This is a genomic window from Streptomyces sp. NPDC002386 (genome assembly GCF_053593175.1).
Genome location: NZ_JBSFBX010000013.1, coordinates 1 through 24,287 on the forward strand (window position 1 = coordinate 1; position 24,287 = coordinate 24,287).

At 72.3% G+C, this 24,287-nt stretch carries 23 protein-coding genes; 9 read left to right on the forward strand and 14 right to left on the reverse strand.

Going from position 1 to position 24,287, the window contains the following annotated elements; translation table 11 throughout:
- Nucleotides 1–129 precede the first annotated feature (129 nt).
- Nucleotides 130–663, reverse strand: a complete 534-nt coding sequence (locus ACWCPN_RS24715; RefSeq protein ID WP_451209977.1) for a hypothetical protein — start codon at nt 661–663, stop codon at nt 130–132.
- A 190-nt stretch (nt 664–853) separates the two neighbouring features.
- Here ACWCPN_RS24715 and ACWCPN_RS24720 point away from each other — a divergent pair, with 190 nt between their 5' ends.
- A complete protein-coding gene (locus tag ACWCPN_RS24720; RefSeq protein WP_451210525.1) occupies nt 854–1,942 on the forward strand; it encodes a MerR family transcriptional regulator in 1,089 nt (362 codons plus the stop codon).
- Nucleotides 1,943–1,951: 9 nt separating this feature from the next.
- On the opposite strand, the gene ACWCPN_RS24725 is transcribed toward ACWCPN_RS24720, so the two are convergent.
- A complete protein-coding gene (locus ACWCPN_RS24725; RefSeq protein ID WP_451209981.1) occupies nt 1,952–2,932 on the reverse strand; it encodes a Clp protease N-terminal domain-containing protein in 981 nt (326 codons plus the stop codon).
- Nucleotides 2,933–3,000: 68 nt separating this feature from the next.
- On the opposite strand from ACWCPN_RS24725, the gene ACWCPN_RS24730 reads away from it, so the two are divergent.
- The 3 genes from ACWCPN_RS24730 (at nt 3,001) to ACWCPN_RS24740 (ending at nt 4,597) form a co-directional block, all read left to right on the forward strand.
- Entirely contained in the window at nt 3,001–3,360 is a 360-nt protein-coding gene (locus ACWCPN_RS24730; protein WP_392294713.1) for an excisionase, read from the forward strand.
- 53 nt (nt 3,361–3,413) lie between these two features.
- Nucleotides 3,414–3,815, forward strand: coding sequence for a VOC family protein (locus ACWCPN_RS24735; protein WP_451209984.1), 402 nt, complete (start codon nt 3,414–3,416; stop codon nt 3,813–3,815).
- A gap of 326 nt (nt 3,816–4,141) precedes the next feature.
- A complete protein-coding gene (locus tag ACWCPN_RS24740; RefSeq protein WP_451209987.1) occupies nt 4,142–4,597 on the forward strand; it encodes a hypothetical protein in 456 nt (151 codons plus the stop codon).
- Nucleotides 4,598–4,682: 85 nt separating this feature from the next.
- On the opposite strand, the gene ACWCPN_RS24745 is transcribed toward ACWCPN_RS24740, so the two are convergent.
- Genes ACWCPN_RS24745 through ACWCPN_RS24755 form a run of 3 tightly spaced genes read right to left on the reverse strand, consistent with a single transcriptional unit; the run spans nt 4,683 to nt 7,794 of the window.
- Entirely contained in the window at nt 4,683–5,339 is a 657-nt protein-coding gene (locus ACWCPN_RS24745) for an HD domain-containing protein (protein WP_199209209.1), read from the reverse strand.
- Nucleotides 5,340–5,371: 32 nt separating this feature from the next.
- On the reverse strand, nt 5,372–7,111 hold the full coding sequence (locus ACWCPN_RS24750; protein ID WP_451209991.1) for an MFS transporter: 1,740 nt from the start codon (nt 7,109–7,111) through the stop codon (nt 5,372–5,374).
- Nucleotides 7,054–7,794 (reverse strand): VOC family protein, encoded by a 741-nt coding sequence (locus ACWCPN_RS24755; RefSeq protein ID WP_451209994.1) that lies wholly within the window; start codon nt 7,792–7,794, stop codon nt 7,054–7,056. Before ACWCPN_RS24755 ends, ACWCPN_RS24750 begins: the two co-directional genes overlap by 58 nt.
- 154 nt (nt 7,795–7,948) lie before the next feature.
- Here ACWCPN_RS24755 and ACWCPN_RS24760 point away from each other — a divergent pair, with 154 nt between their 5' ends.
- Nucleotides 7,949–8,821 carry an AraC family transcriptional regulator gene (locus ACWCPN_RS24760; RefSeq protein WP_451209997.1) on the forward strand — a complete coding sequence of 291 codons (873 nt, stop codon included), beginning with the start codon at nt 7,949–7,951 and terminating at the stop codon, nt 8,819–8,821.
- A gap of 46 nt (nt 8,822–8,867) precedes the next feature.
- Here the strand turns inward: ACWCPN_RS24760 and ACWCPN_RS24765 are convergent, their stop codons facing one another.
- Nucleotides 8,868–9,161: a hypothetical protein gene (locus ACWCPN_RS24765; RefSeq protein WP_392294701.1), complete on the reverse strand. Its 294-nt coding sequence runs from the start codon at nt 9,159–9,161 to the stop codon at nt 8,868–8,870.
- Between the two features lie 278 nt (nt 9,162–9,439).
- Between ACWCPN_RS24765 and ACWCPN_RS24770 the strand changes: the two genes are divergently transcribed.
- Nucleotides 9,440–12,709, forward strand: a complete 3,270-nt coding sequence (locus ACWCPN_RS24770; RefSeq protein ID WP_451210001.1) for a TIM-barrel domain-containing protein — start codon at nt 9,440–9,442, stop codon at nt 12,707–12,709.
- Here the strand turns inward: ACWCPN_RS24770 and ACWCPN_RS24775 are convergent.
- A complete protein-coding gene (locus ACWCPN_RS24775; protein WP_451210004.1) occupies nt 12,696–13,109 on the reverse strand; it encodes a hypothetical protein in 414 nt (137 codons plus the stop codon). The genes ACWCPN_RS24770 and ACWCPN_RS24775 overlap by 14 nt on opposite strands.
- A 231-nt stretch (nt 13,110–13,340) precedes the next feature.
- Nucleotides 13,341–14,291 carry a phosphotransferase family protein gene (locus ACWCPN_RS24780; RefSeq protein WP_451210007.1) on the reverse strand — a complete coding sequence of 317 codons (951 nt, stop codon included), beginning with the start codon at nt 14,289–14,291 and terminating at the stop codon, nt 13,341–13,343.
- Nucleotides 14,292–14,464: 173 nt separating this feature from the next.
- Between ACWCPN_RS24780 and ACWCPN_RS24785 the strand changes: the two genes are divergently transcribed.
- Entirely contained in the window at nt 14,465–14,788 is a 324-nt protein-coding gene (locus ACWCPN_RS24785) for a UBP-type zinc finger domain-containing protein (RefSeq protein WP_392294697.1), read from the forward strand.
- A gap of 280 nt (nt 14,789–15,068) precedes the next feature.
- On the opposite strand, the gene ACWCPN_RS24790 is transcribed toward ACWCPN_RS24785, so the two are convergent.
- The 5 genes from ACWCPN_RS24790 to ku all read right to left on the reverse strand — a co-directional run bounded on the left by ACWCPN_RS24790 (nt 15,069) and on the right by ku (nt 20,727).
- Entirely contained in the window at nt 15,069–16,781 is a 1,713-nt protein-coding gene (locus ACWCPN_RS24790) for a carboxylesterase/lipase family protein (RefSeq protein WP_451210010.1), read from the reverse strand.
- 20 nt (nt 16,782–16,801) lie between these two features.
- Complete coding sequence (locus tag ACWCPN_RS24795) at nt 16,802–17,440, reverse strand: GOLPH3/VPS74 family protein (protein ID WP_451210013.1); 639 nt, start codon at nt 17,438–17,440, stop codon at nt 16,802–16,804.
- A gap of 200 nt (nt 17,441–17,640) precedes the next feature.
- Complete coding sequence (locus tag ACWCPN_RS24800) at nt 17,641–18,300, reverse strand: response regulator (RefSeq protein WP_451210016.1); 660 nt, start codon at nt 18,298–18,300, stop codon at nt 17,641–17,643.
- Nucleotides 18,297–19,466 (reverse strand): sensor histidine kinase, encoded by a 1,170-nt coding sequence (locus tag ACWCPN_RS24805; protein ID WP_451210019.1) that lies wholly within the window; start codon nt 19,464–19,466, stop codon nt 18,297–18,299. Before ACWCPN_RS24805 ends, ACWCPN_RS24800 begins: the two co-directional genes overlap by 4 nt.
- Nucleotides 19,467–19,758: 292 nt before the next feature.
- Nucleotides 19,759–20,727, reverse strand: coding sequence for a non-homologous end joining protein Ku (gene ku, locus ACWCPN_RS24810; RefSeq protein ID WP_451210023.1), 969 nt, complete (start codon nt 20,725–20,727; stop codon nt 19,759–19,761).
- A gap of 141 nt (nt 20,728–20,868) precedes the next feature.
- Between ku and ACWCPN_RS24815 the strand changes: the two genes are divergently transcribed.
- The gene (locus ACWCPN_RS24815) at nt 20,869–21,414 is read left to right on the forward strand and encodes a hypothetical protein (RefSeq protein ID WP_451210026.1); all 546 of its coding nucleotides are present in this window, start codon (nt 20,869–20,871) and stop codon (nt 21,412–21,414) included.
- Between the two features lie 81 nt (nt 21,415–21,495).
- Here ACWCPN_RS24815 and ACWCPN_RS24820 read toward each other — a convergent pair whose 3' ends face one another.
- A complete protein-coding gene (locus ACWCPN_RS24820) occupies nt 21,496–22,569 on the reverse strand; it encodes a zinc-binding dehydrogenase (protein ID WP_451210029.1) in 1,074 nt (357 codons plus the stop codon).
- A 791-nt stretch (nt 22,570–23,360) separates the two neighbouring features.
- Between ACWCPN_RS24820 and ACWCPN_RS24825 the strand changes: the two genes are divergently transcribed.
- Nucleotides 23,361–24,275, forward strand: a complete 915-nt coding sequence (locus ACWCPN_RS24825; RefSeq protein ID WP_451210528.1) for a DUF4129 domain-containing protein — start codon at nt 23,361–23,363, stop codon at nt 24,273–24,275.
- Nucleotides 24,276–24,287: the final 12 nt, after the last annotated feature.

Here is a 24,287-nt window from a genome sequence, read left to right on the forward strand (position 1 = left end):
AATCAATCTCTTCCCCAACCCGACGCTTATCCTATCTGGAATTGTCGCGTCGTTCGCCCGCAGGGCGGGCGTTGCGGCGTCCGGTGCGTGCCGGGCGCCGCGACGCAGGCGTGACTTTGCGGACACGACCTAGTTCCCGGGGGTGGAACCGGTGACGGCGGGAGAGGCCGGGCCGCCGTCGTCCGAGGAGGCCGGATCGGCCAGGACCAGCCCGGCCACCACCGCGTTCGCGACCTCCGAGGCCTGCGTGGCGGCGAGACCGCGCTGCTCGGCGGTCTCCAGCACCAGCCGCCGTACCTCGGCCAGCTGTGCACGGGTGAGCGGGGGCACCACGACCGGCGGCCGGCTTCTGTTCAGGAGCCGTCTCAGCACACCGGCCGACTCCCTCGACGCACGTTGCATGGCGATGTCGCCGATGCGCCGGGCCGCCTGGTCCAGGGCCAGCCAGACCACCGGAGTGACCAGCACGGCGATCTCTCCCATGCCGAAGCCCAGCGGTTCCCGGCGCTGCCCTCGACCCTCGAGACGCCGGACGGCTGCGGCGTCATCGAGCGCCAAGATCCCTTCCAGCAGCGGAAGTTCGTCCGGTGCCAGCTCGATGACCACCTCGCGGACGAGATCACGCACCGGGCGCCCCTGGGACGGGATTGCCTCCGAAGCCATGTGATCCCCCTCCTGAGAGCCGCTTCCGCCCGCGACGGCCAAGTCGCCTGCTGAACACTGTGGCACGGAAGCCGGATGCCGGATGCCGGACGGGGGAAATCAGCCGCACGCGGGCGTACCGGCGCTTGACCCTCACGTGGCGTCATGCCGCATCGTCGGTGGCGTGGAGGAACACCTGACTGTGGGACGTGTGGCCGAGCTGGCCCGCGTGAGCGTCCGCACGCTGCATCACTACGACGAGATCGGCCTGGTGCGGCCGTCCGCGCGGACCTCGGTGGGATACCGGGCCTACTCGGCGGGCGACGTCGAGCGGCTGCGGGAGGTGCTCGTCTACCGGCGGCTGGGCTTCGGACTGCGCGAGATCGCGGAGTTGGTCGACGACCCGGACACCGACGCGGTCGCGCACCTGCACCGGCTGCGCGGCCTGCTGCTGGAACAGCGTGACCGCGCTGCCGCCATGGTGACGGCCATCGACCGGGAACTGGAGGCACGGGCAATGGGGATCAGGACCACATCGGAGGACCAACTCAGATTGTTCGGGGCGCAGTTGTACGACACCATCGGGTCCGCGTACCCAGCGACGCGACGCACCGAGCCGCGGATCGCCGAGCGGGTCTGGGCTGCGCTCGGGGACGCCCGAACGGTGCTGAACGTCGGCGCCGGCACCGGCTCCTACGAACCCCCGGACCGCGACGTGACCGCGGTGGAACCGTCGGCGGTCATGCGGGCGCAGCGTCCCGCAGGCGCGGCGCCCTGCGTGGCCGCCGCCGCGGAGAGCCTCCCGTTCGAGGACCGGTCCTTCGACGCCGCGATGGCCTTCAGTACCGTTCACCACTGGCAGGACCCGATCGCCGGGCTGCGCGAGATGCGGCGAGTGGCCCGCCGCGTGGTGGTGTTCACGCACGACGCGAGTGACGCCGGATGGCGTCACCGGTTCTGGCTCACCCGCGACTACCTGCCCGAGGTCGGCGAACTCGTCGCGGGCCGGCCCTCGGTGGATCAGCTGGCCCGCGCGATCGGGGCCCGCCTGGAGCCGGTGCTCATCCCATGGGACTGCGCCGACGGCTTCTTCGAGGCCCACTGGCGCCGGCCCGAGGCCTACCTGGTCGAGCACGTGCGCCGAGCGGTGTCCGTGTGGACCAGAGTCGGGCCGCAGGCCGAGCAGCGGGCGGTGACCAGGCTCCGCGCCGACCTCTCCTCGGGCCGGTGGGCCGAGCGCAACCGCGACCTGGTCGACCTCGACGCGGCGGAACTCGGCCTCCGCCTGCTCGTGGCCTGAACCCCCCGATCAGCCGGTTCGCCGGCGGAGCCGGGGCGCGAGGACCGTGCGCACGGCCTTGGCCACCTTGCCCGCGGCGGACCCGTCCTCCTCCTCGGGTTCCGGTTCGAGCATCCGCTGGATCTGCGACAGCAGTTGGCTGGTCGACCGCCAGAGCGGGACGAACATGCCGGCGACCGGCCCGACGCCCGCGACCGGTCCGTCGGCCAGCTCCGTGACCCGCTTGGCGATCGCGACCGTCGCCGGGTCCCGGAGGATCAGGTGCACCTCGTCGTCGACCAGCCGGATCTCCATCCTGCGCGCGGCCGCTTCCTCCGGGTTCGCGTCGGCCGTCGTCTCCGGATCCAGTTCGTCGATCTTGGCTGCGACCGTGTCGGGGTCGACGCCGAGATCGCGCAGCACCCTGGCCGCCATGCTGTTCTCCGTCCGCAGCATCGCCTCCAGCAGGTGATGGCTGCCGACCGGCGCGCCACCGGCCAGCGCGCTGGCGGTGGAGACGGTGTCCTCGGTGGCGGGTGTGCCGGCCGGCCACGGCCCGGTCCCGAGATCCTGCGACCCCTCCAGTGCCGCCAGCACCGCGGCGCGGATCCTGCTGATCGGATCGATCCGTGCGGCGAGCACCTGCGCGCCGACGCCCTCCCCCTCCCGGACGAGGGCGAGCAGGATGTGTTCCGTACCGATGTTCTTGTGGTGCAGCTGCTGCGCCTCGCGCAGGGCGAGTTCCAGCGTCTTCTTCGCGCGCGGCGCGAACGGGATGTGGCCGCTCAGCTCCTCCGTGCCGGGCTCGACCACCGCGGCGATGTCGGCGCGCGCCGTCTCCTTGTCGTACCCGAGCTGGTGCAGGACCTTCACCGCGACGCTGTCCGGTACCTCGAGCAGCGCCAGCAGGAGGTGCTCCGTGCCGATGTGGGCGTGCTTGAGCTGCCTCGCCTCCTCCTGAGCCGTGACGACCACCTTGCGGGCTTTCACCGTGAACCTCTCGAATGACATGCCTTTAGGGTCTCAGCCCTGTCAATACACTGTTATTGATAGGGTCACCGTGTGGAAGGGAGGGTGTGATGGAGACACCGTCGGACTGGGAGGACCGGCTCGCGCGCTGGCAGAGCGAGCTGGAGCTGTTCGAGCAGCTGGACGAGACACCCTGGGTCACGCTGGCCAGGGCGGAAGCCGAGACCGGCGTGTCCCGCTCGGCCCTGCGGTCCTGGTACCGCAACGGCGAGATCCGGTCCCGGCTGGTGGACGGCCCGAACGGGCCCCAGCGCCTGGTCCAGCTGGAGGCGGTGATCGAGCGGGCCGCCTCGTCACCGCGCATTCAACGCAGAGCGGAACGGGAGGTCAGCCTGGAAGCCCAGGTCACCCTGCTACGTCACCGGGTCGACCAGCTCGAACTGCGGCTGGCCGCGCTGGAGCGCAAGTGACCGGCGCGGGCGGCACCACCCCTCCGCACCCCGTAGGACCCCCAGGAGCCCGCTTGAACGTCACCGCCTTCACCGTGTCCCTCACCGTGGCCGACGTGGACGCGTCCAGCGACTTCCTGTGCACCCACCTCGGATACCGGCGGGCCATGGCCGCCGACGGCTTCGCGTCCCTGACCCGTGACGACGCGGCCGCCGACATCGTGCTGCTGCGCCAGGGCATCGAGGCGCTGCCGGCCGAGCAGCGCGACCGTCACGCCACCGGCCTGATCCTCGCTCTCACGGTCACCGACATCGAGGCCCAGGAACGGCGGCTGCGCACTGCCGGCGCGCCCGTCACCATGCCGCTGCGCGAGGAGCCCTGGGGTGAGCGGCTGTTCCAGCTGACCGACCCCAACGGCATCGTCATCCAGCTCGTCGAGTGGGCCACTCCCCCCGCCGGAGATCCCGCCGCGTAGCCGGACGCCCGCCGTCACCCCTGCCGGAGCCGGCACGTGTGACGAAGAAGACCGGCGGAGGCAATCCCCCGGCGCGCCGCTCCCGTACCTACTTCGCCGGAGGCAGTCCCCCAGGGAGTGACTCCGATCAGAGCCCGACCGGAGGGCTCATGGCCGGAGCGCACCGTACCCACCCCTGTGCGTGTGCGGAACGGCCCTTCCCATCCCGCCTGTACGAATGCGTTGGGGCCGGTCCGCGTGTTCCGTCAAGCGTCCTCGGCCCCCTGCACCCGGGGAGGTTGAGGCCGCGCCTGGCCCACGTCCGACGGTGCCCATCCGGAGTCGTCATGAACTCCATCTCCGTCACCGACATCGCTCTGCGCGGACTGGGAGCGTGCTGTGCGGTCGGCAACGCCGTGTTGCACGCGCTCCTCGTCCCGGACCACCTGGAGGAGAAGTTCTACATGGGGGTGCTCTTCGCCGTGGGCGGTGGCGTCATGCTCGTCGTGGCCGCCACGCTCGTGACCGGGAAACGCTCCATGACAGCGTGGCTGACGGGAGCGGCCGTCAGCCTCGGCATGATCGTCGGATTCGGGCTGTCGCGTACCGTCGGTCTGCCGGACGGCTACTACGAGCCCGGCTGGGAGCCGCCGTACGGCCCGCTTTCCCTGATCGTCGAGGGCCTGTTCGTCCTCGCGTTCCTCACCTGGCTGGGAGCCAGGCGGGCGGCCGCCCAGGCGCCACCCTCGGGCGGGGCGCACACCGAACGGACCGCGCCGGCGCGGGTGACGGGAGGGAAGTGAGCGTCCCCCGGCCGAGGACGGCGGGCCTCGACGGCGGCGTCGGCGCGGCCCTCCCCGACCGGGTGGCCGCCGTCGAGCCCCGCCGTCAGGCGCCCGGTTCGGCGCGGGGCACCCAGCCGTTGTCGGCACCGGTGCGGATCAGGTCCTGTGCGTAACGCCAGAGATCCGCGGAGGCATCCTGGATCACCGACTTCCGGGCGAGCACGTCCGCCTCGGTGACTCCCGGTGTGCGCCAGGTCCCGCCGCGGTTGCCGTAGTTGAGGAGCAGCGGCTGGAGCCGGTCCATGGCCTTCGCGAATCGCGCCTCGGGCGTGACGCGTTCCTCGAACTCGTCCCACAGGGACCGGAAGTGGTCGCGCTGGTCGGGCGGCAGGAGCGCGAAGAGCTTGTCCGCCGCCTGTTGTTCGCGGACGTCCTGGTCGGCGGCGGCCGCCGAGTCGTACAGGAAGGTGTCTCCGGCGTAGATCTCCACCAGGTCGTGCAGGACGACGAGGGCGAGGACCTTGCTCGTGTCGATGGGCTCGTCCGCGTACTCCGCGAGCACCAGGGTCATCAGGGCGAGGTGCCACGAGTGCTCGGCGTCGTTCTCCTTGCGCTGCGCGGCCAGCAGCGGGCTCTGCCGGAAGACGTCCTTGAGCCGGTCAACCTCGATGATGAACTCGATCTGGCGGCGCAGCCTTTCGGGGGTGCCGTCGGGCTGCTTCACCGACTCGGCGAGCAGCGGGAGGTCGTCGTGGGGCATGGGAACTCCTTGAAGGGGGTCGCGTGCGCTGGTCAGAGGCTGAGGTACTGCAGGAGGACGCTGGCGATGAGGACCAGTGTCGTCACCCAGAGGGCGGGATGCGGTCGACGGCCACGCAGGACGCTCGCTCCGGTGCTGACGACGGTTGACGACCACGATGTAGGAGAGCGCCAGGAACGGCCACGACTCCGTCGACGACGACCAGTCGGTCCGCCCGCGAGGGCAGCCACTCGTCGAGGCCCACGAGCAGGCCGCCGGCCACCGGCATCCGCTTGGCCTGGGGCTTTTCCGGGCAGGACGCCGAGGCTCTCGGCCAGGATGCGCCCCTCCCGTTCGGGAGCGATCACGGTGGTCTCGGGTAAGGACGCACGGTCCCGCGCCTGGACGGGAAGCATGCCGTAGATGTCGAGGAGCGCCCGCAGACAGCGGCCGCGGTCGGCGTCGCGCTGTTCGGGAAGGTTGGCGACCGCCGTGACCTCGGCCATCCGCTCGATCACCGCGGGATCGCCGGAGGACGCGACACGTACGGTGTCCGGCAGCGCGCCGGGGGCGTGCAGCGATTCCAGTACACCGGCGGCTCCATCGGCCTGGCCCTGCTGGTCCTGCTGCACGGAGAGCAGCGGCTGTTCTCGGTGGGTGGGAGAGTCGGGCTGTCGCCCTGTGCGGTTGAGGAGGATCAGCACCGACGGCGCGGCCGCCGCCGCGATGACGGCGGTGACGCAGAAGGCCAGCACGAAGTCCCCGGCCGTCGGCGCCGTGGTCACCAGGGCACTCCCGGTGGCGTTGCTCGCCTGTGGGAGGTCGCGCGTTCCGGTGATGAACATGGCGGTGAACGCCATGCCCTGGCCGAGTCCGCTCAGCAGCAGCCCCGGCAGGATGCCCGGCACGTACCCGCCCTCGGCGCCGACGGCCAGTGCGAGCACCAGGAGACCGGCCGCACCGGTGAGGAAGGCCATGGACAGCAGCCGCCTCAGCGGCACCCGGCCGGCGAGCCGGCCGGCCACCGTGTTGCCGACGGTGATGGTCCCGGCCAGGGGCAGGAAGGCCATGCCGGCGGCGAGCGCGCTGTAGTCCCGCACCTCCTGGAGGTACAGGGTGACGAGGTAGAACTCGGCGCCGAAACTCGCCATGTACAGCGCCGCGACCAGGCAGGCCGTTCGCAGGGTCCGCACGCCGAGCAGTGCCCGGGGCGCCAGCGGCCTGCGCCTCTTCTGGCTGAACGCGAGGAGCCCGCCCGCCAGGACGGTGACCGCCAGGGCGGTGGCCACGACGGGGAGGGCGGGCCGGGCGCGGGAGAGCTCCGTGAAGGCCAGCACGACGGCCACGACCGCGGTGCAGGCCGAGAGGGTGGCCGCGACCGCGATGGGGGCCCGCTCCCCGGCCGTGGTCGCACGGAGCGCGTTCCCGGCGGCGAGGAGACAGACCGCCACGATGGGAAGGTTGATCCAGTAGATCCACTGCCACGACGCCACCGCGAGGATGCCTCCGCCCGCCGTGACGCCGAGGGCGAGCCCGACCGCTCCGGTGGTGCCCCACACGGCCACGGCCCGGTCGCGCTCCGCGCCCGCCGGGTAGGCGGAGCTGAGCAGGCCCAGTGTCGCCGGGACCAGCAGGGCCGCCGCCACCCCTTGTCCGACCCGTGCGGCGATCAGTTCCGCGGCGCGTCGCGGACCCGCGAAGATCGGGGAGACGCCCCCCAGCGGATTCAGGACGGTCAGGACAGGGCGAGGACGCAGAATTCGTGGCCCTCCGGGTCGGCCAGGCACGTCCACGGAACGTCGCCCTGGCCGACGTCGAGGTCGCGGGCTCCGAGGGCACGCAGCCTGGCCACCTCCGCCTCCTTGTCGTCACCGGGGTACGGCAGCAGGTCGAGATGGACGCGGTCCGGCACGGTCTTCGCGCCGGGTGTGCGGATGAACTCGAGGTACGGGCCGGTGCCCCTGGCGGACCGCAGCACCGCGTTGTCGTCGGTCACGTCGTGCAAGGTCCAGTCCGTCGCCTCACCCCAGAAGCGGGCCATGGCCCGAGGATCGGCGCAGTCGACCACCACAGCGGCGATCGGCCCGGTGTCCCGGTAGACCTCCCGGGGCTCCAGCACGCAGAACTCGTTGCCCTCGGGGTCGGCGAGGACCGTCCACGGCACGTCGCCCTGACCCACGTGGACGGGCGTCGCGCCGAGAGCCTCCAGACGCGCGACCAGTTCCGCCTGGTGCGCCGCGGAGGTGGTGGCGAGATCGAGGTGCGTTCGGTTCTTGGCCCTCGTCCTGGGCTCGGGGACGGGAACGATGTCGATGCAGACGGCGACCGGATCCGGCCAGACGAGGCCGCCGCCGGGTCCGACGTACGTCGTCACGCCGGGGCTGTAGGCAGTCCAGCCGAGCGCCTCCGCCCAGAACCGGCCGACCGCCGAGCCGTCGCGGGCCTTCATGTTCACCTGAACGGGTCGCAGTGCCATGCCGGCGATCCTATGCACCCACCCCGACCCGCTCCGCGACGACGTCCGCGGATCCGGGAGGGGCTGCCGCACCCGACCGGAGCGGGCACAGCCTGTCGGGTGGGGCAGGCTTGGCCCTTCCTAACGTTGGTGGTCAAAGGGAGGGAGGCCGGGGTTGCTGGATCGGCTCAACCAGGCCATGGAGCACATCGAGGGGCACCTCGACCAGCGCATCGAGGTGTCCGCGCTGGCCCGGATCACGCTCACGTCGGAGTACCACTTCCGGCGGCTGTTCTCGTCGCTGGCGGGGATGGCGCTGTCGGAGTACGTCCGGCGCCGGCGGCTCACGGTCGCGGGCGCCGAAGTGCTGGCGGGCAGGCCCACCTTGCTGGAGATCGGGGTCCGCTACGGCTACACCTCGGGCGAGGCCTTCGCCCGGGCGTTCCGTGCCATGCACGGCGTCGGTCCCGGCGAGGCGAGGCGTACCGGCGCGGCGCTGAACTCGCAGCCCCGGCTCTCCTTCCGTCTCACCGTCGAAGGGAACAGCACCATGCGGTACCGCATCGTGGCCAAGGACGCATTCCGGGTCGTCGGCAGGAAGGCCCGGGTGCCGCTGATCCACCAGGGCGTCAACCCGCACATCGCCGAGCACGTCCGGAGCATCTCGCCGGAGACGATGCTGCGGATCGCCGGCCTCTCGGACCAGGACCCCGAGGGCGTGGTGTCAGCGACCGTACGTCTGTCGGAGGGTTTCGAGGAGGGCAGCGAACTCGACTACTACCACGCCGTGGTGACCTCTGCCGCGGAGTTGCCCGAGGGCCTGGACGTGCTGGACTGCCCGGCGGGCACCTGGGCCGTGTTCGACAACACCGGTCCGTTCCCGGAGGCGTTGCAGCGGATGTGGGGCGCCGTCGCCGCCCAGTGGATCCCGTCCAACCCGTACGAGTACCGGCCGGGTCCGGAGATCCTGCGCACGCGCCCGTCCGAGGACGACCCGACGTGGTCGGACGCGCAGCTGTGGATCCCGGTCACCCGCACCATGGCCTGATCCGGTCACCGGGCGCCCGGTGACCGGCCACTCGGCGCACGGCGGGTCAGGCGTGCGCGTGCCGAGGTCCGCTCGCCCTCCCCGAGGCGGCGTGGTGCTTGGGGGCGGCCGCCGTGCTCTCGGCCCGGAAGCGTTGCAGCCACAGGGTGGTCGCGGCCAGGAGGCCGGCGAAGATGGCGAGGAGGAGGGCGGATACCCACATCTGCCGGGTCCCGGGCGAATGCCAGCTCGTCCAGGCGGTCGATGCGGCCCACAGCAGGGCGCCCATCGCGTAGAAGGCGCGAACCCGGCGCAGTTGTCGCACGGCCCGCAGGGACATGAGATCGGTTGTGGATGCCATGCCGGCCCGTGTACCCCGTCGGACGACGTTCAGCGCGCCCACGGGCACCGGGTCGTCCCACGGCCTTATGGACACCCCGTGAAGCGGCGTGCTCTCATGCTGGGTGCGGGATTTACATCGTTGAAAGAGAAGGCGGCTCGTTCCGAAGAGGCCGCATGCCATGGGCACTTCAGCACCGCGCCCTCCGGGAGACGGACCCGCCCTGCCCAGCGTCGCCGGAACCACGACGTGCGCGGGGGCGGATGAGCCACCCGGTCGACAGGAGAACGGAGTTGCGTATGCCAGTCCCAAGGACGAGTACCCGCCCCCGATCGGTACACCGGCTGGTGGGCGGGGCCGTTGCCCTCGTCACGACCCTCGCGACGGCACTGACCAACACGGGTGCGGAGGCGGCCGCAGGCGCGACCCGTGCTCACATACCGACCGTCACGTCAGGGGACGCCCGCTTCCAGATCCTCTCGCCGACCCTGATCCGCACCGAGTACGCGGGAGATCAGCAGTTCACCGACGCACCGACGTTCAACGCGATCGGCCGCGGCGGGTTCACACCGGCGGCCTACACCACCACGGCCTCGGACGGCTGGCTCTCCATCAGGACGAGCGCCATGACACTGCGCTACCGGGTCGGCTCCGGACCGTTCGACGCCCAGAACCTCTCCGTGCACCTGAGGGCCGGCAGCACACCGGTGACGGCCACCCCGTGGCACCGTCTGACCTGTACGCCCGGCGCGTTGTGCGAAGCCGAGAGCCTGCGGCTCAGCGGGGTCTCCGTGGCCTCCGACCACAGTGGCCACACCGGGACCGGTTTCGCGGCGGGCTTCGAAGGCACGGGCGCCTCGGTGTCCGCTGACATCGATGTCAGCACGTCCGGGACCTACCAACTGGGCCTGAGGTACGCCAACTCCCGCGGCGGTGACGGCCGGACCGAGCCCCGCACGCTCACCCTGACCGTGGACGGCGGCGCGCGGCAGACGGTGACTCTGCCGACCACGACCGACTGGGACACATGGGGCCTGGTCCGCGCCGGCCTTCAGCTCGGCACAGGGCACCACACCGTCGCCCTGACCCGGACCGCCTCGGATTCCGGTGACGTGAACCTGGACAGCGTGGCGCTCGTACGGCCCGGCGACCCCTATCCGCCGCCCTCGGCCACCGCGATCCCGGACTGCCGTTTCGGCGTGAGCTGTGAGGCGGAGGCCGGGCGGATCGGGGGTACCGCGGTGAGCGCCACGGACCACGCGGGATACGCGGGTCCCGGCTTCGTCGGCGAACTCGACCGGGGCGCGAGCCTGTCGACGCATCTGGTCGGCGTGCCCGCCGACGGCGTCTACACCCTCCGGGTCCGGTACGCCAACGGCACGGGAGGCGACGGCCGGCACGAGAGCCGCACCGCCACCGTCAGCGCGGGCGGCACCACCGGCACCCTGACGTTCCCGGCGACGAAGGACTGGGACGACTGGCAGACGGCCTCCGTACCCGTGACCCTGGAGGCGGGCGCGGACGACATCACCCTCGGCTGCCCGGACACGGCCGGCTGTCACGTCAACGCGGACACCGTCTCCGTAACCGGCCAGGATGCGCCGGCCCCGCCGCCGCACGTCGCACTCGGCGGGTACCGCCGGGGCCTGGACGGAGTGAGCGGCGGTTCGCCCGTCGTGACCACGCCCGGGCTGCTCAACAAGGACGGGTGGTATCTCCTGGACGACACGCCGTCGGCCCTGTACGACGCCGCGACGCGGAAGGTCACGCGGCGGCCCGATCACGGCGGCGCCCCCTACCAGGACGGCTACGTCTTCGGCTTCGGACACGACTACAAGCAGGCGCTGGCGGACCTGGCCGCCTTGACCGGGCCGCCCGCGCTGCTGCCTCAGTGGGCCTACGGTGTCTGGTACTCCGAGTACATCGACCGCACCGCGGCCGACTACCGGGACGAGATCCTGCCGGCGTTCCGAGCCGAGGGCGTACCGCTGGACGTCCTGGTCACCGACACGGACTTCAAGGCCGTGAACAACTGGAGCGGCTGGGAGATGGATCCCGCCAAGTTCCCCGATCCCGAGGGCTTCTTCGACTGGTCGGCAGCCCAGGGACTGCACAACACGCTCAACGTGCATCCCGGCATCCTCGCCTCCGACCCCCAGTTCGCCCAGGCGCAGGCCACGGCCAAGGGCAAGCTGGCAAAGGGAGGCTGCGCCTCGGGCGCGGGCGTCCAGGACAACTGCCACACCTTCGACTTCGGCGACCCCGACCAGCTCAAGGCGTACATGGACCTGCACCGCACGATGGATCAGCAGGGCAACGACTTCTGGTGGCTGGACTGGTGCTGCGACGCGTCGCGGTCCTCGATGCCGGGCGTGACCCCGGACGCGTGGATCAACCAGCAGTACGCCGCCGCGCGCCCCGACGACCGGGGCTTCGTCCTTTCCCGGGCCTACGGCTCACTGCAGGCCGGCGGCTACAGCGGCCAACAGGCCCTGCCGACCGGGCCCTGGGCGGACAAGCGCACGACCGTCCACTTCACCGGCGACACGTCCTCCACGTGGGGCGTGCTGCGGCAGGAGGTCGGCTACACGCCGGGCGAGTCCGCCGCGACCGGGATGGCCGCCATCACGCACGACATCGGCGGCCACAACGACACGACGGGACTGGGCGGTTCGGAGACGTACGTGGACGGCGGCAAGCTGCGCACCACGTACAAGCTGCCCGACGACCTGTACGCACGATGGGTGCAGTTCGGCGCGTTCCAGCCGATCGACCGCCTGCACAGCAATCACAGCGACCGGCTGCCCTGGCAGTACGGCGCGGCGGCGCGCCGGTCGGCCGACAGGTTCCTCAACCTCCGCGAGAACCTGGTGCCTTACACCTACTCGCTCGCCGAGGAGGCGCACCGCACCGGCGTGCCGATCGTCCGCCCCACCTACCTCGAGTACCCGGACGAGCCGCAGGCGTACGCCGTCGCGAACAGCGAGTACTTCTACGGCTCCGACGTGCTGGTCGCCCCCGCGACCACGCCGGGTGACTCCGCCACCACGTCCGTGTGGTTCCCGCCCGGCCGGTGGACGGACTACTTCACCGGCAAGACCTACTCCGGCGGAGCCACGCACGACATCACCACAGAACTCGACTCGATGCCGGTGTTCGTCAGGGCCGGCGGTGTCCTGCCCACCCGCACGCACGACGTCCCGCACGGCGACCACACCGCCCTGACCGACGTCACCCTGACCGTCTCCACCGGCGCGCCGGGCTCGTACAGCCTCTACGAGGACGACGGCGCCACCGCGCCGAAGAGCGCCACGACGAGGATCCGGTACCGGCAGGCCGGATCGCACCACACCGTGTCGATCAGTCCGGTGAAGGGGTCCTACCCGGGCCAGGTCTCCGAGCGCAGGTGGACACTGACGTTCCTGGGGGGCGAGGCACCCGCCGAGGTGGCCGCCGACGGTGTGAGGCTCTCCCCCGACGCCTACCACTGGGACATCGGCACCGGGAGACTGACCGTCACCCTCCCCCGGCGCAGCGTGCACACGCCCCTCACCGTCACCTACCGGTAGGACCCGGCAGGACGGCACGGACGGCCGCGTGCGCGGCCGCCCGCGGAGCGGCGCGTGCGTGCCGCTCCGCGGGCGACCGCACCACGCCCGCACACCGGCGGGTGCCGTGCGAACGCCCACGGGTCAGGGAGGGCCTTTGTCGCCGATGGCAGGCGGCGGAGGCTCGCCGAAGCGGACGGAGATCTTCGGAATGCTGCAGCCGCGGGTTGCCGTGCAGGGCACCACTGAGGATGGCGACGAGGAGCAGCAGCAGCGGAAACAGGGAGACGAAGCCGTAGTACGTCAGCAGTGCGGCGAGGTACGTGGCCTGGTCGTCGAAGAACTTGTACACGACGGCGAGCGGCACGCCCGCCCACCGGTGCCGCCGCTGATATCGGTCCAGCCGGGCCAGCACGTCCATGTGCCCTCCCACACCTCGGGCGGGTCTCTCTTCACCTCGGGCGAGACACCGCAGCATCCCAGTGCCCCCGCCGGTGCGATCCCACACCGCCCGCACCCAGGCCCTCCGACCGGCGCCGATGCCCGCACTCGCCGCGGCCGGGCGCTCCATCCGGGTCCTGGCGGGGTCGGCTCCGGGCGGCGGAGGGCCGGAGCGGTCTGCCCGGAACACCCCGAGTCCGCTGATCGGGCGTCAAGCACCGTGCTCGACGGCCAAGTCGCGGTTCAGCAGGGCCGCGCACCACTGGAAGTGGCCGTCGCTGCCGTCCGTGCTGAACAGGTCGTAGGTGGTCAGGGCGTAGGCGGCCTGGTACAGCGCCAGCGTCTTCTGGTCATGGCCCAGTGCCGCGGCGAACAGGCTGGTGAGTTCGGCCGTGTGGTGCTCCGCGTCCGGCCCGTACATGTCCCAGACCGCCGCCGTCACCGCTGCCTCGAACGCCGGATCGCCGGCCGTGGTGAAGAAGCCGAAGTCCAGGACCGCCACCGGGAGCCCGGTGTCGTCGACGTGGATGTTGGGCGGGACCAGGTCGCCGTGGACAGCGGTGACGGGCGTGGCCGGCAGGGCCCGCAACGTCCCGGCGATCAGCTCGACGGTCGCGGCCAGCCCGGGCACCGCCGCCGCGAGCACGTCCCCGTGGCGGCGGGCGGCACGCTCGACCAGTGCGGCGAGCGCGTCGGGGAAGCGCGTGTGGCCGTCCCACAGCGGGCGGTCGTCGCCCTGGACGATCAGTCGCCGCATCGCCGGCGAGGCCGGCACGGATGCCAGGCCGCGCAGCACGATGAGCAGGGCCTCGCTCTCCCGCGCGGGCAGGTCCCGTGCCGGCGGCGTGTGCCCGGCGTCGGCGCGCAGCGGCGACCCGGAGAGTTCGCGCTCGTAGGTGACGAACACGCCGTCGCGCTCCTCACCAGCGAGAATCCGCGGGGTGGCGAACGGCAGCGGATGCCGGGCGATGTCCGCGTAGACCTGCCGCATCAGGTCCGGGCCGACCGGCGGGCGCCCGCTCCACACCTTGGCGACCAAGCCCTCACCCAGCCGGTAGACGGCGCCTTCGACACCCGCGGCCAGAGGCCGCGGGGCTGGATGGCCTCGCGCGGCGAAGTACGCGAGCCAGTCGTCGGTGTGCCGTTGGAGGTATTCGGCCATGGGGCGTAGTACATCCTGTCACCCCGGCCCCCTGCACCTCCATCGAGCCGATCCCGGGGCGATCAGCCGGCCCCGTCGGACGGCTCTCCCGATCAGGCCGCATCCGGTTGCCCGAGGGCGTGCGAAGCAGAGGTGACGAAAGCATTGGCGATCAGCAGCGAAGAGGGACGCCCATGACGAGCTGGGTGGTGCGACCGGACGGTGGCCGTCCGGAGGGGCGCGCCTGCGCGCACGCGGCGGAAGCGAGTTCCGCTCCGGCGCCGGTGCCCCGGAGCGGTGTGTGCCTGGAGTGCGAGGCGCGAGGACACGGCGGAGGGCGTCTGCGGCTCTGTCTGACCTGCGGGCACATGGGATGCTGCGACAGCTCGCCGGGTGCCCACGCCACCGCTCATCACGAATCGACCGGGCACCCTCTCGCCCGCTCCACGGAGCCGGGAGAGGTGTGGGCCTGGTGCTACGTCGACGAGGTGTACCTGGAGCCCGCGGGAGCCCCGTGACGCGGCGGGAGGCGATTCGCACAAGCCCCGTGCCGATGATCGCGCCGGCTGAGCGAGGGTGCGGGGAGCGTCGACGGCGGTCGAGACCGGCTGGTCGGGTACCGGCCGCCGTCCCCCGTCAGAAGAGTGTCGCTGCGGCCGCCGGCGGGCCGTCGTCGCAGACGAGGAGTCCGTCGTCCCTGAGGCGCACGCCCTGCGTCGGGGCGTCGGAGCGTAGCGCGCCCCGGCTGTCCGGGCCGGGACGCCGGGGCGGCGGGTACCGACGCGGTCTGCTCCGTGGTCACCCGAGGGAGTCCCAGAACGCGCAGTGGTGGCGGGAGCGCGCCGTGCCGGTGGGGACGATGCGGTCCGGTGCCAGGGAGAGCACCGTCCGCCGGGGCCAGGCCGGCGACGACGGGCTGTTCGGATCGGCGGTGCGGGCGAAGCGCGTCCAGTAGTCGACCATGGTGTCCGCCAGCCGGTGCTGTGCCGGGCTGAGGTCGCGGGGTCGGCCGCCCAGGTCGAACAGGTAGGGCAGTTCGCTCCCGTGCGGCGCGCCGAGCGGGAACGGGGGTGTGCCCGGGGTGAGCGGCGGAGCGTGTTCGTCGGCGAACTCGTAGCTCCAGACGGGGACGTGGGCGGCGAGAAGGTTCTCGGCGCGCACGGTCGGACAGGCGAAGTCAGCGTCGCCGATGACGGCGCCGAACACCGGACCGCCGTCGGTGCGGTGCACCGGATATGCGCGGACGATCGCCTTCGCCTGCGCCGGGCCCGGGAAGAACGCGGCCGCGATGTCGGGCCAGGTGCCGGGAGTCACGGGATGACCGGACTGGATGATTCCGGCGGCCCAGCCGTTGCCCTCGTCATGGTTGTTGCCGATCAGCACGGGGACGTGGTGAAAGCGGTCGGCGGCGATCGCCGCCGCCGGGTCCCGGGGCAGCAGCGGGGTGGTGTCAGCCGGTTGCTGGTCGGTGTCCTGGGCTGCGAGGAGACGCGAGACGTCGCGGCGGCGCAGGCAGGCCATGACGTCACGGTCCGAGCCGCAGCCGGCCCGGACCGCGAAGTCCGCCCCCGTGGCGCGCGCCGCGGACAGGGGGACGGAGGAGGGCGCGAAGGGCCGGTCCGGGCGGCCGGTGCACGGACCGCTGCCGATGATCGCCCGGTCGAAGAGGCCCGCTGCGGCGGGCGAGGCGAGCTGGGCGCAGACGCTGTACCCGCCCGCCGACTCGCCGGCCAGTGTCACGTTGTGCGCGTCGCCGCCGAAGGCGCCGATCTCGGCGCGGACCCAGCGCAGCGCCGCCTGCTGGTCCGCCAGGCCGAAGGTGCCGGAGCCCGGCAGGTCGCCGTGTGCGAGGAAACCGAGGGCTCCGAGGCGGTAGTTGACGGTGACGACCACGACGTCGCCGCGGGTGGCCATGCGGCGGGCGTCGTAGGAGCTGCCCGCTCCGGTGGTGAAGCCGCCGCCGTGCAGCCATACGATCACCGGCCTGGGGCGGGACGGCCGGGCGCCGTCGGGCGTGGTGACGTTCAGGTGGAGACAGTCCTCGTCGGTGCTGCCGCCGGGCACCTCGCCGGCCGGCTGCGGGCAGGCGCTCGCGGGCCGGGTCGCGTCCCTCGCCCCGGGCCAGTGCGCGGCGCGATGGGGCGGTGCCCAGCGCAGCCTGCCGACCGGGGGTGCCGCGTACGGGATGCCTTCGAAGGTGCGGTAGCCGTCGTGCGCGGCACCCCGCACCGGACCGTAGTGGGTGCGGACCGTCGTGTCGGAGTGCCGGGAGCGCTCCGTGGCGGCATCGGGCCGGGCCCGCCGTGTCGTGGCGGCATCGGGCCGGACCGGCCGCGTCGTGGCATCGGGCCGGACCGGCCGCGTCGTGGCGGCGGGCCGCGAGCGCTGCGGCGCCGTGGCGGCGGCCGGTGTGATCGGGGCGGCCGGTGTCGGTGGTGCCGCGGCGGACCAGGCCGTCGCGAGGACGGCGGTGAGGACGCAGCCCAGGGTCAGGACGCGGTGCTTGGTCATCGTCTCCCCCTCCGGGCGGGTCAGCTCCCGCCCATGCCGCCCTGTGCGGCGATCATGGTGGTCGGCAGCGCGCGTACCGCCTTCTCGAGGCCGGGCGCGAGAGCGGCGAGGGTCCCCGTGCAGGCGTCGATGCGGGTTCGGTAGGTCTTGCGGTCCTGCCGGGAGAGGACCGTGCGGACGCCGCCCGCCGCGGCGAGCGCCAGCAGAGCGGCATCGGCGGTGGGGATCGCCCCCACGGGTCCGTCCCCGTGGAGCGCGGCGGACACGCGGGCGCGCAGCGCGGTGGGCACGGCGCGGTCCGTCACGGTCAGCCGTCGGGTGCCGAAGGGGGTGCGGGGCTCCGTCACGCCGAGGACTCCCGCCGCGGCGAGCCGGTCCTCCACTCGCGTCAGGGTCCGCTTGCGGTCGACGCGCATGAGGTGCCGCCAGCCGTGCGGGGCGGCCGCCTCGCGCAGCACGCCGTCCAGGACGGGGTCGCCGGTCGGCTCGGTACCGGACACGGTGACCGTGCCGTCCTCCTCCCCCAGACGGCCGCGCATCGCGAGGTCGACCAAGGCGGCGGCACGGACCAGAAGCTGTGTGCGGGGACGGTCGTAGGGGCCTTCGGCCGCATCGTCGTGGGCGAGCAGATACATCAGAGAGGGCAGGTCGTCGATCACATGTCGACGCTACGGCCGCCGACACGGCCGGCGGATCGGCCGTGGGAGCGGTCCGGCACTGGGACCGCGGGAGGATCGCGGCCCGGTCTCCTACCTGAGGAGGACAGGGGCCTCGTGACGAGGTGAGCGCCATGTGGACAGCTGCATGGCGGGATCGTCCCGAGGAGACGAGCGTCGCGGGGCCCCGGGGCTGCGGGCCGTCAGGGCCGGCGCGGTCGTACGAGGCCGTGGTCGTAGGCGGCGACGACGGCCTGGACCCGGTCGCGCAGGCCCAGTTTGCGCAGCACGGCGGTGACATGGTTCTTGACGGTCGCCTCCGCCAGGCCCAGCCGCGCGGCGATCTCCGCGTTCGACAGCGCCTGCCCGATCAGGGCGAGCACCTCACGCTCGCGGCCGGACAGATCCCGCAGGGAGGGCGGGGGCGCCGGGTCGGGTGTGGTGCGCAGGTACCGGTCCAGGACACGGCTCAGTACGGCCGGGGCCAGCAGGGCGTCCCCGCGCGCGGTGAGGCGGATCGCGTCGACGAGTTCGGCGGGGCGCATGTCCTTCAACAGGAAGCCGCTCGCCCCGGCCCGCAGCGCGGCGACCACGTGCGCGTCCACGTCCCAGGTCGTCAGCACCAGAACCCGGGCCCGGCTGCCGCCCTCCACGATCCGCCGGGTCGCCTCGATGCCGTCGACGACGGGCATGCGTACGTCCATGAGCACGACGTCGGGTGACAGTTCCCGTGTCAGCCGCACCGCCTCCTGACCGTCGGACGCCTCACCGGTCACCTCGAGGTCGTCCCGGGCGTCGATGATCATGCGGAATCCGGTTCGGACCAGGGCCTGGTCGTCGGCCACCACCACACGCAGCGTCATGACACGCCCCCTACCGGCAGCCGCGCCGCCACCTCGAACCCGCCCTCGGGCGACGGACCGGCGCGCAGCGTACCGCCCACGAGCCGCGCCCGCTCCTCCATCCCGACCAGACCACGTCCGGACCCGGCCGAAGCCGAACCCGCCTGCCGCCCACGGCCGTTGTCGACCACCGTGACCTCCAGGCTCTCCTCCACGGCAGTCATCCGCACCCTCACCTCGTCAGCGCCCGCCGCGTGGCGCAGCGTGTTGGTCAGGGCCTCCTGGACGATCCGGTAGGCCGCCAGGTCCACCGCGGCCGGCAGCCCGTCCAGGGTGCCCTCGCGGTACACGCGCACGGTCATCCCCGTGGCACGCACAGTGTCGGCCAACTCTTCCAGGCGTGCGAGCGAGGGCCGCTGTCCCGGCGGCTTCCCGGGTTCGTCCTCCCCCGTCTCGGGCCGGAACGCCCGCAGCAGCAGGCGCAGTTCACCGAGGGCCGAGCGGGCGCCCGTCTCGATGGCCCGCAGCGCCTGACGGGCCTGGTCGGGCCGCTCGGTGAACACGTCGTCGGCGGCGCCCGCCTGAACGACCATCACCGACAGGGTGTGCGCCACGACGTCGTGCACCTCCCGCGCGATCCGGGCGCGCTCCTCGACCACGGCCCGGCGTGCCTCCGCCCTCACGCGAGCCTGCTGCGCCCGGCGCCACTGCCCCGTCATCCACGCCAGGGCCACCGTCAGCAGATAGAGCGCCGCCCCGCCGGCTCCGCCCGCCCCGAACGCCAGCGGCGCGGGCACGCACATCGCCGCCAGGGCCCCCAGCGACACCCGCCGCGGTCTGGTGGCCGACAGCACGCACAGCGTCACCTGCGCCGCCAGCAGCGCCCCCGTCAAGGACACCGCGGGCAGCAGCGCCCAGACCGTGAGGCCCAACGCCGCGTTCACCGCCAGCACGCGGACCGGCGCGCGCACCTGCCACCGCAGGGCGCAGGCCTGTGCCAGGACCAGGGCCAGCGCCGCGGGCAGTCGCCAGCCGCGCCCCGTACCGGCCACGAGCACCGACGTGCCGACGACGGTCAGCACCAGAGCGGCCGGGCCCCACCACAACGCCCGGGCCACCCCTGACGGCAGCTCGCCCCGCGACCCGCCCGCTGACGCCTCGAACGGCTGCCTGATCCCGCTGTCCACATCCCGACGATATCCAGCCGCGCGGGCAGCGCCGCCAATCCGGCGTTCCCCCACGCCGCGCAGATGGGCCGCGGACTCCGGCATGAGCGCGAATCTCTCCCCCCGACAAGCACGCGGTCGAGGTGGAGCCGATCGCGCAACTCCTCACCGAGACGGCCGAGGCCCTGGAGACCGCCGAGGCCCGTGACCTTTCCCCACGACGCCGACCCGGAGACGGCGTGGCCGCGAGGCCTGAAGGCACTGCACCCCGGGATGGCACGTCCGGGAACGTCCCCGGCCTGACAGCGCCCGGCTACGCGCTTCGCGGCCGTCGTGAGGCCGTCCTCTTCGGGGCCGCCTCCTTCGCGGTCGCCTTTTTCGCGGTCGCCTTCTTCGCCGCGGCCTTCTTGGCCGGCTGCTTCCCCGCCGGCTGCTTCTTGGCGGCCGGCGTCTTCTTCGGCTCGGGCAGCCGGTGCACCTCGGCGGGGCCGGCCTCCTCACCGCGGGAGGCCTTCGCCTTCTGCACCGACTCGCTCAGCGCCGCCATCAGGTCGAGCACCTGGGCCGGCGCTTCCGGCTCCGGCACCTCGGGCAGCGGCTTCTCCTCCCGCTTCGCCTCGATGATCCGCGCCATGGCCTCGGTGTAGCGATCCTGGAACTCCTCCCCCTCCAGATCCTCGCGCGTCATGGTCTCCATCAGCGCGAGCGCACCCTCGATCTCCTCGTCCGACACCTCGACGGGCGGCGGAAGCAGTTCCTTCGGGGAGCGGATCTCGTCGGGCCAGCGCATGGCGTGGAGTACCAGGACGTCGCCCTTCACCCGGAGCAGGCCGAGCCGTTCCCGGCCGGACCACGCGTACTTCGCGACCGCCACCTTGGAGGAGCGGCCGAGCGCCTGGGCGAGCAGCTTGTACGGCTTGGCCGCGACCTTCCCGGCCGGCTGAAGGTAGTAGCCCTCGCCGATCCGGATCGGGTCGATCGAGGCGAGCGGTACGAAGGCGTCGATCTCGATCGCCTTCGCCGTCGGCAGCGGGAGATTGCGCAGGTCCTCCTCCGTGATGGGGATGACCTGCGTCTTCGTCAGCTCGTAGCCCTTGCCGATCTCGTCCTGGGAGACCTCCCGGTCCTCGAGCTCGCAGATCTTGCGGTAGCGGACCCGCCCCATGTCCGTGGTGTGGAACTGGTGGAACCGGATCGAGTGGTCCTCGGTCGCGCTGACCACGTTGATCGGCACGGTGACCAGACCGAACGAGATGGCACCGGACCAGATGGTTCGGGGCATGCCCACACCTCCGCTGTAGCCCCGAGCACCATCAGCCTAGGGATGCCGCATCCGGCCCGCACCCCACCGGGGCCGGGCCGGTGATGCTCCCACCGGGTGTATGGGCGGGCGACGACGCCTTGGAGGGGTGAAGCTGAGAGCGTGACCATCAAGAGCGAGCGTCCGGTGAGTGCTGAACAGATCAATGCGGCGCTGAGCGCTCTGGGAGCCGAACCGACGGCGGATCCAGAAGCGCGGCGCGAGGAGCCGCAGGAATCCGATCGCCTGCGGCTGCTGGGCCATCTGCTGGCCAAGGCGGAGTGGGAGATCACGGCCGCGACGCGTCTGTCGGAGGAAGGGGAGATCGAGGACGTCCTCGACACGATGCTCGGCTGGGCGGAGCATCTGGGCCATGATCCGGGCCGTGCCGTCAACATTCTGACGAACAGACTGCAGCGCACCGCCATTCAGGTCTCGGAGTCCGAAGCGGACGAGACGCCGCCGGGGCGGGAGGCGTCCTTCGCGGCCGCGATGACGGCCCTGTACGCCCTCAGCGCCCAGCTCCACGCCGACCGGGGCGACGTCGGAGGGACCAGGCGGGCCCTGAGCGGGGCGGAGGAAGCCCTCATCGACACCATGCAGGGCATGCACGATCTGCGGGTCGCCATCGGGGACACGGCCGGCGAGGACGAGGAGCCGGAGGACTGATCCCGGGACCGGCGGCCCGCCTCCGGCACTCCGCGGCGGACGCCGAGCCACCAAGGTCGTCCCGGCACGTACCAGGAGCCACTACCGGTGATCGCCGCTCGGTTCGGTCAAGGTGATGACGATCTTCCCGGCCTCACGGGTCCTGGCGAACGCCTGCTGTGCGTCATGCAGAGAGGTCAGCGGGAAGCGCGCGGCGATGCGAGGGGCCAGAACCCCGGCTCGTGCCGCTTCGGCCAGGGCGGCGAAGTGCGCCCGTGTGTGCATCGAGGAACCGATCAGCGTGATGTTGTGCAGGTAGAGCCGGCGCAGGTCGAACTCCACGACTCTGCCGGCCACAGCCCCTGCGATCACCCAGCGGCCGTCGTCCCGCAGCGTAGGCATGAGCGTGCCGATGAGTGGGCCACCGACGACATCGGCCACCGCGTCGAGGCCGTCCGGGGCGAGGGCCCTCACCTGCGCGGCCAGATCCTCCGCATCCCGCAGCAGGACGTGCGCGGCTCCGGATTCCCGTACCGCCTCGGCGTTGGCCGCACTCGTGACGGCTACCACCTCGGAGCCTCGTGCGGACGCCAGCTGAACGAGAGCCAGTCCCACGCCGCCGGAGGCGCCCGTGACCAGCAGCCGTTCCCCGGGGAGCACCCCGGCACGGTCGAGCATTGCGGTGGCGGTGCCGTAGGCCACGGGCAGACAGGCCAACTGTTCGTCCGTCAGGGGACTACCGGTCATATCGTGCGCATGGTCTGCGTCAACGACGACGAACTCGCCGAATCCGCCGTCGGCCTCGCTGCCCAAGAACCCGACCGGCGGCTTGTCGGCACTGCTGTCACGGTAGAGGCCGGGGTCGACCAGGACGCGCCGTCCCAGCATGTCCGGCGGGACCCCCGGGCCGAGGGCGCTGACCACGCCCGCGATGTCGCCCCCCTGGATCCGCGGGCAGTCGATCGGCCCCAGCCACCCGGACACGGCGTTCGGATCGTCGGGGCTGCCATAGGCCCCCTCCCTCGTCCAGATGTCCGTGTTGTTCACCGCCGCGGCCGTGACCCGGACCTGCACCTGATGCGGCTCCGGTACGGGCACCGGCCAGTCGCGACGGATCTCCAGCTTGTCGAGGCCTCCGTGGCCGGTGAGCACAGCAGCCGTCATCAGACCGTTCATGCGAGGAATTCTATGTCGGCGTCCCAAAAGTCCCGCTTGCCCGCCACGACGACTCCTGTCCTCGGTCACCGCATAGCGACAAGCCTTTTCCTCACCCCATCCGTCATCTCATTACGCTCGGCTCAGACCGATGTGCCGAAGCGGCCGCTTCGCCACGGTGCGCCGCGCGCTCCACGCTTCCTGCGCACACGCCGGCCGCGAAAGGGCCGCGGTCGGTGCCCCAGCACCGGATCGCGGCACTGCCGGCCTCGGTCAACGGCCCCCAGAAGTGTCACATCTCGATGGTGTTCGAAAGGATGGCTGGTCTCCACGAGCGGTGCCCACGGTGTGCCGCTAAGAGGTCGGCCACAGCGAGTTGCACAGGTCGGCCGAACGGCAGGTCATCGCGGGCGCAGAGTCGAACTGGCGTCACAATGAGGCCCGAGGCAGGCAGACTTCTCGATGCAGCGGCACCCGGCATGGGGTCAGCGGCCCCTGGACGGCCGCAGCAAGGTCACGGAAGTGGACGTGCGTTGCTGAGCGCCGACGCCGAGAGCAGCCCCCTCCAGAGCCACGGAGGAGGTCTGCCCTCTTGACCGGCCTCCACCGAGCTGACGGCCTGTGCGGCTTCGCCGGCAGGCGAGCGCGGGGAGGCGCCCCGGACCGCCGCACCGGTGACCCCAGTTGGTGCGCCGACGACCGTTGTGCGAAGCTGCCGATCACACGGGAGGGGTGTGGCGGTGGGGCGGGAGCGTACGGGGGGCGGGCGACCTAGGCAGGGCACGATCGGTACCGCGCCGGCCGCGTTGGCCGTGCTGGTGGTGGGCGGAGTGGCCCTGGGAGCGCTGTTGCTGCGCCCCGACACGGGCCTGTTGGCCAAGGGCCGCGGTCCGCTCGGCGGCAATTCCGTCATCGTGTTCGGCCTCGCCCTGACGTCACTCGTCGGCGGCTTGGCCCTGCGGGAGAAGTACCGGGAGCAGGTCGCCGCCGCCCGGGAACTCAATGCGGTGGAACAGCGGGTGGTCGACAGCGTGAGTCGTGTCCTGCTGGGCGCGTCGCTGGTGGTCCCGCTGCTCGTCATGGCCCTGCACCAGTTCGGGCCGTCCAGCGGACACGGGGCCGAACACAGGAGCGGCCACGAGCCGTTGCCACTTCCCAGCCCGCGGCGAGACCCGGTACCTACCGCGCCTCCTGCACGGCATGCCGGGCACATCGGCCACAGCATGCACTTCGGGCTGACGCGCGTCCTGCTCGGTCTGGGCATCGCCCTGCTCGTCGTGGTCGTCGTGATCGCCGGGCTGCACCTGTGGCGGCATCTGACCCGACCGCCGTTGCCCGATGGCCCGGCAACGTACGCGACGCTCGACGACGAGCAGGAGCGCTTGGCCAAGGCCGTTGACTCCGGGCGCCGTGCTCTGCTGGACGGGACCGACGCCCGCCCAGCCGTCATCGCCTGCTATGCCGCCATGGAGGAGTCGCTCGCCGACTCCGGCGTGACCCGGCGCGCCTCGGACAGCCCGCAGGATCTTCTGGAGCGGGCCGTCACCGGCGGCCTGTCGACGGGGACAGCCGCCGCCGTGCTCACCGCGCTGTTCCGGGAGGCCCGTTACTCCACGCACCCGATGGGCGACAGCCATCGCGACCGGGCCGCGGCCGCGCTCGCCGAGATCGCCGACGGACTGCGCTCGCAGATGTCCCGACACGAAGCCGTGACGGGCGCCTCGTGAGGACGCGTGCCG

Bases quoted from the DNA above. Each gene is read 5' to 3' on its own strand.
- ACWCPN_RS24740 (WP_451209987.1), top strand. From the start codon at position 4,142: ATGAACTCCATCTCCGTCACCGACATCGCTCTGCGCGGACTGGGAGCG.
- ACWCPN_RS24790 (WP_451210010.1), bottom strand. From the start codon at position 16,781: ATGACCAAGCACCGCGTCCTGACCCTGGGCTGCGTCCTCACCGCCGTC.
- ACWCPN_RS24820 (WP_451210029.1), bottom strand. From the start codon at position 22,569: ATGAACGGTCTGATGACGGCTGCTGTGCTCACCGGCCACGGAGGCCTC.
- ACWCPN_RS24765 (WP_392294701.1), bottom strand. From the start codon at position 9,161: ATGGCATCCACAACCGATCTCATGTCCCTGCGGGCCGTGCGACAACTG.
- ACWCPN_RS24725 (WP_451209981.1), bottom strand. From the start codon at position 2,932: ATGTCATTCGAGAGGTTCACGGTGAAAGCCCGCAAGGTGGTCGTCACG.
- ACWCPN_RS24730 (WP_392294713.1), top strand. From the start codon at position 3,001: ATGGAGACACCGTCGGACTGGGAGGACCGGCTCGCGCGCTGGCAGAGC.
- ACWCPN_RS24715 (WP_451209977.1), bottom strand. From the start codon at position 663: ATGGCTTCGGAGGCAATCCCGTCCCAGGGGCGCCCGGTGCGTGATCTC.
- ACWCPN_RS24775 (WP_451210004.1), bottom strand. From the start codon at position 13,109: ATGGACGTGCTGGCCCGGCTGGACCGATATCAGCGGCGGCACCGGTGG.
- ACWCPN_RS24755 (WP_451209994.1), bottom strand. From the start codon at position 7,794: ATGGCACTGCGACCCGTTCAGGTGAACATGAAGGCCCGCGACGGCTCG.
- ACWCPN_RS24800 (WP_451210016.1), bottom strand. From the start codon at position 18,300: ATGACGCTGCGTGTGGTGGTGGCCGACGACCAGGCCCTGGTCCGAACC.
- ACWCPN_RS24785 (WP_392294697.1), top strand. From the start codon at position 14,465: ATGACGAGCTGGGTGGTGCGACCGGACGGTGGCCGTCCGGAGGGGCGC.
- ACWCPN_RS24780 (WP_451210007.1), bottom strand. From the start codon at position 14,291: ATGGCCGAATACCTCCAACGGCACACCGACGACTGGCTCGCGTACTTC.
- ku (WP_451210023.1), bottom strand. From the start codon at position 20,727: ATGCCCCGAACCATCTGGTCCGGTGCCATCTCGTTCGGTCTGGTCACC.
- ACWCPN_RS24745 (WP_199209209.1), bottom strand. From the start codon at position 5,339: ATGCCCCACGACGACCTCCCGCTGCTCGCCGAGTCGGTGAAGCAGCCC.
- ACWCPN_RS24770 (WP_451210001.1), top strand. From the start codon at position 9,440: ATGCCAGTCCCAAGGACGAGTACCCGCCCCCGATCGGTACACCGGCTG.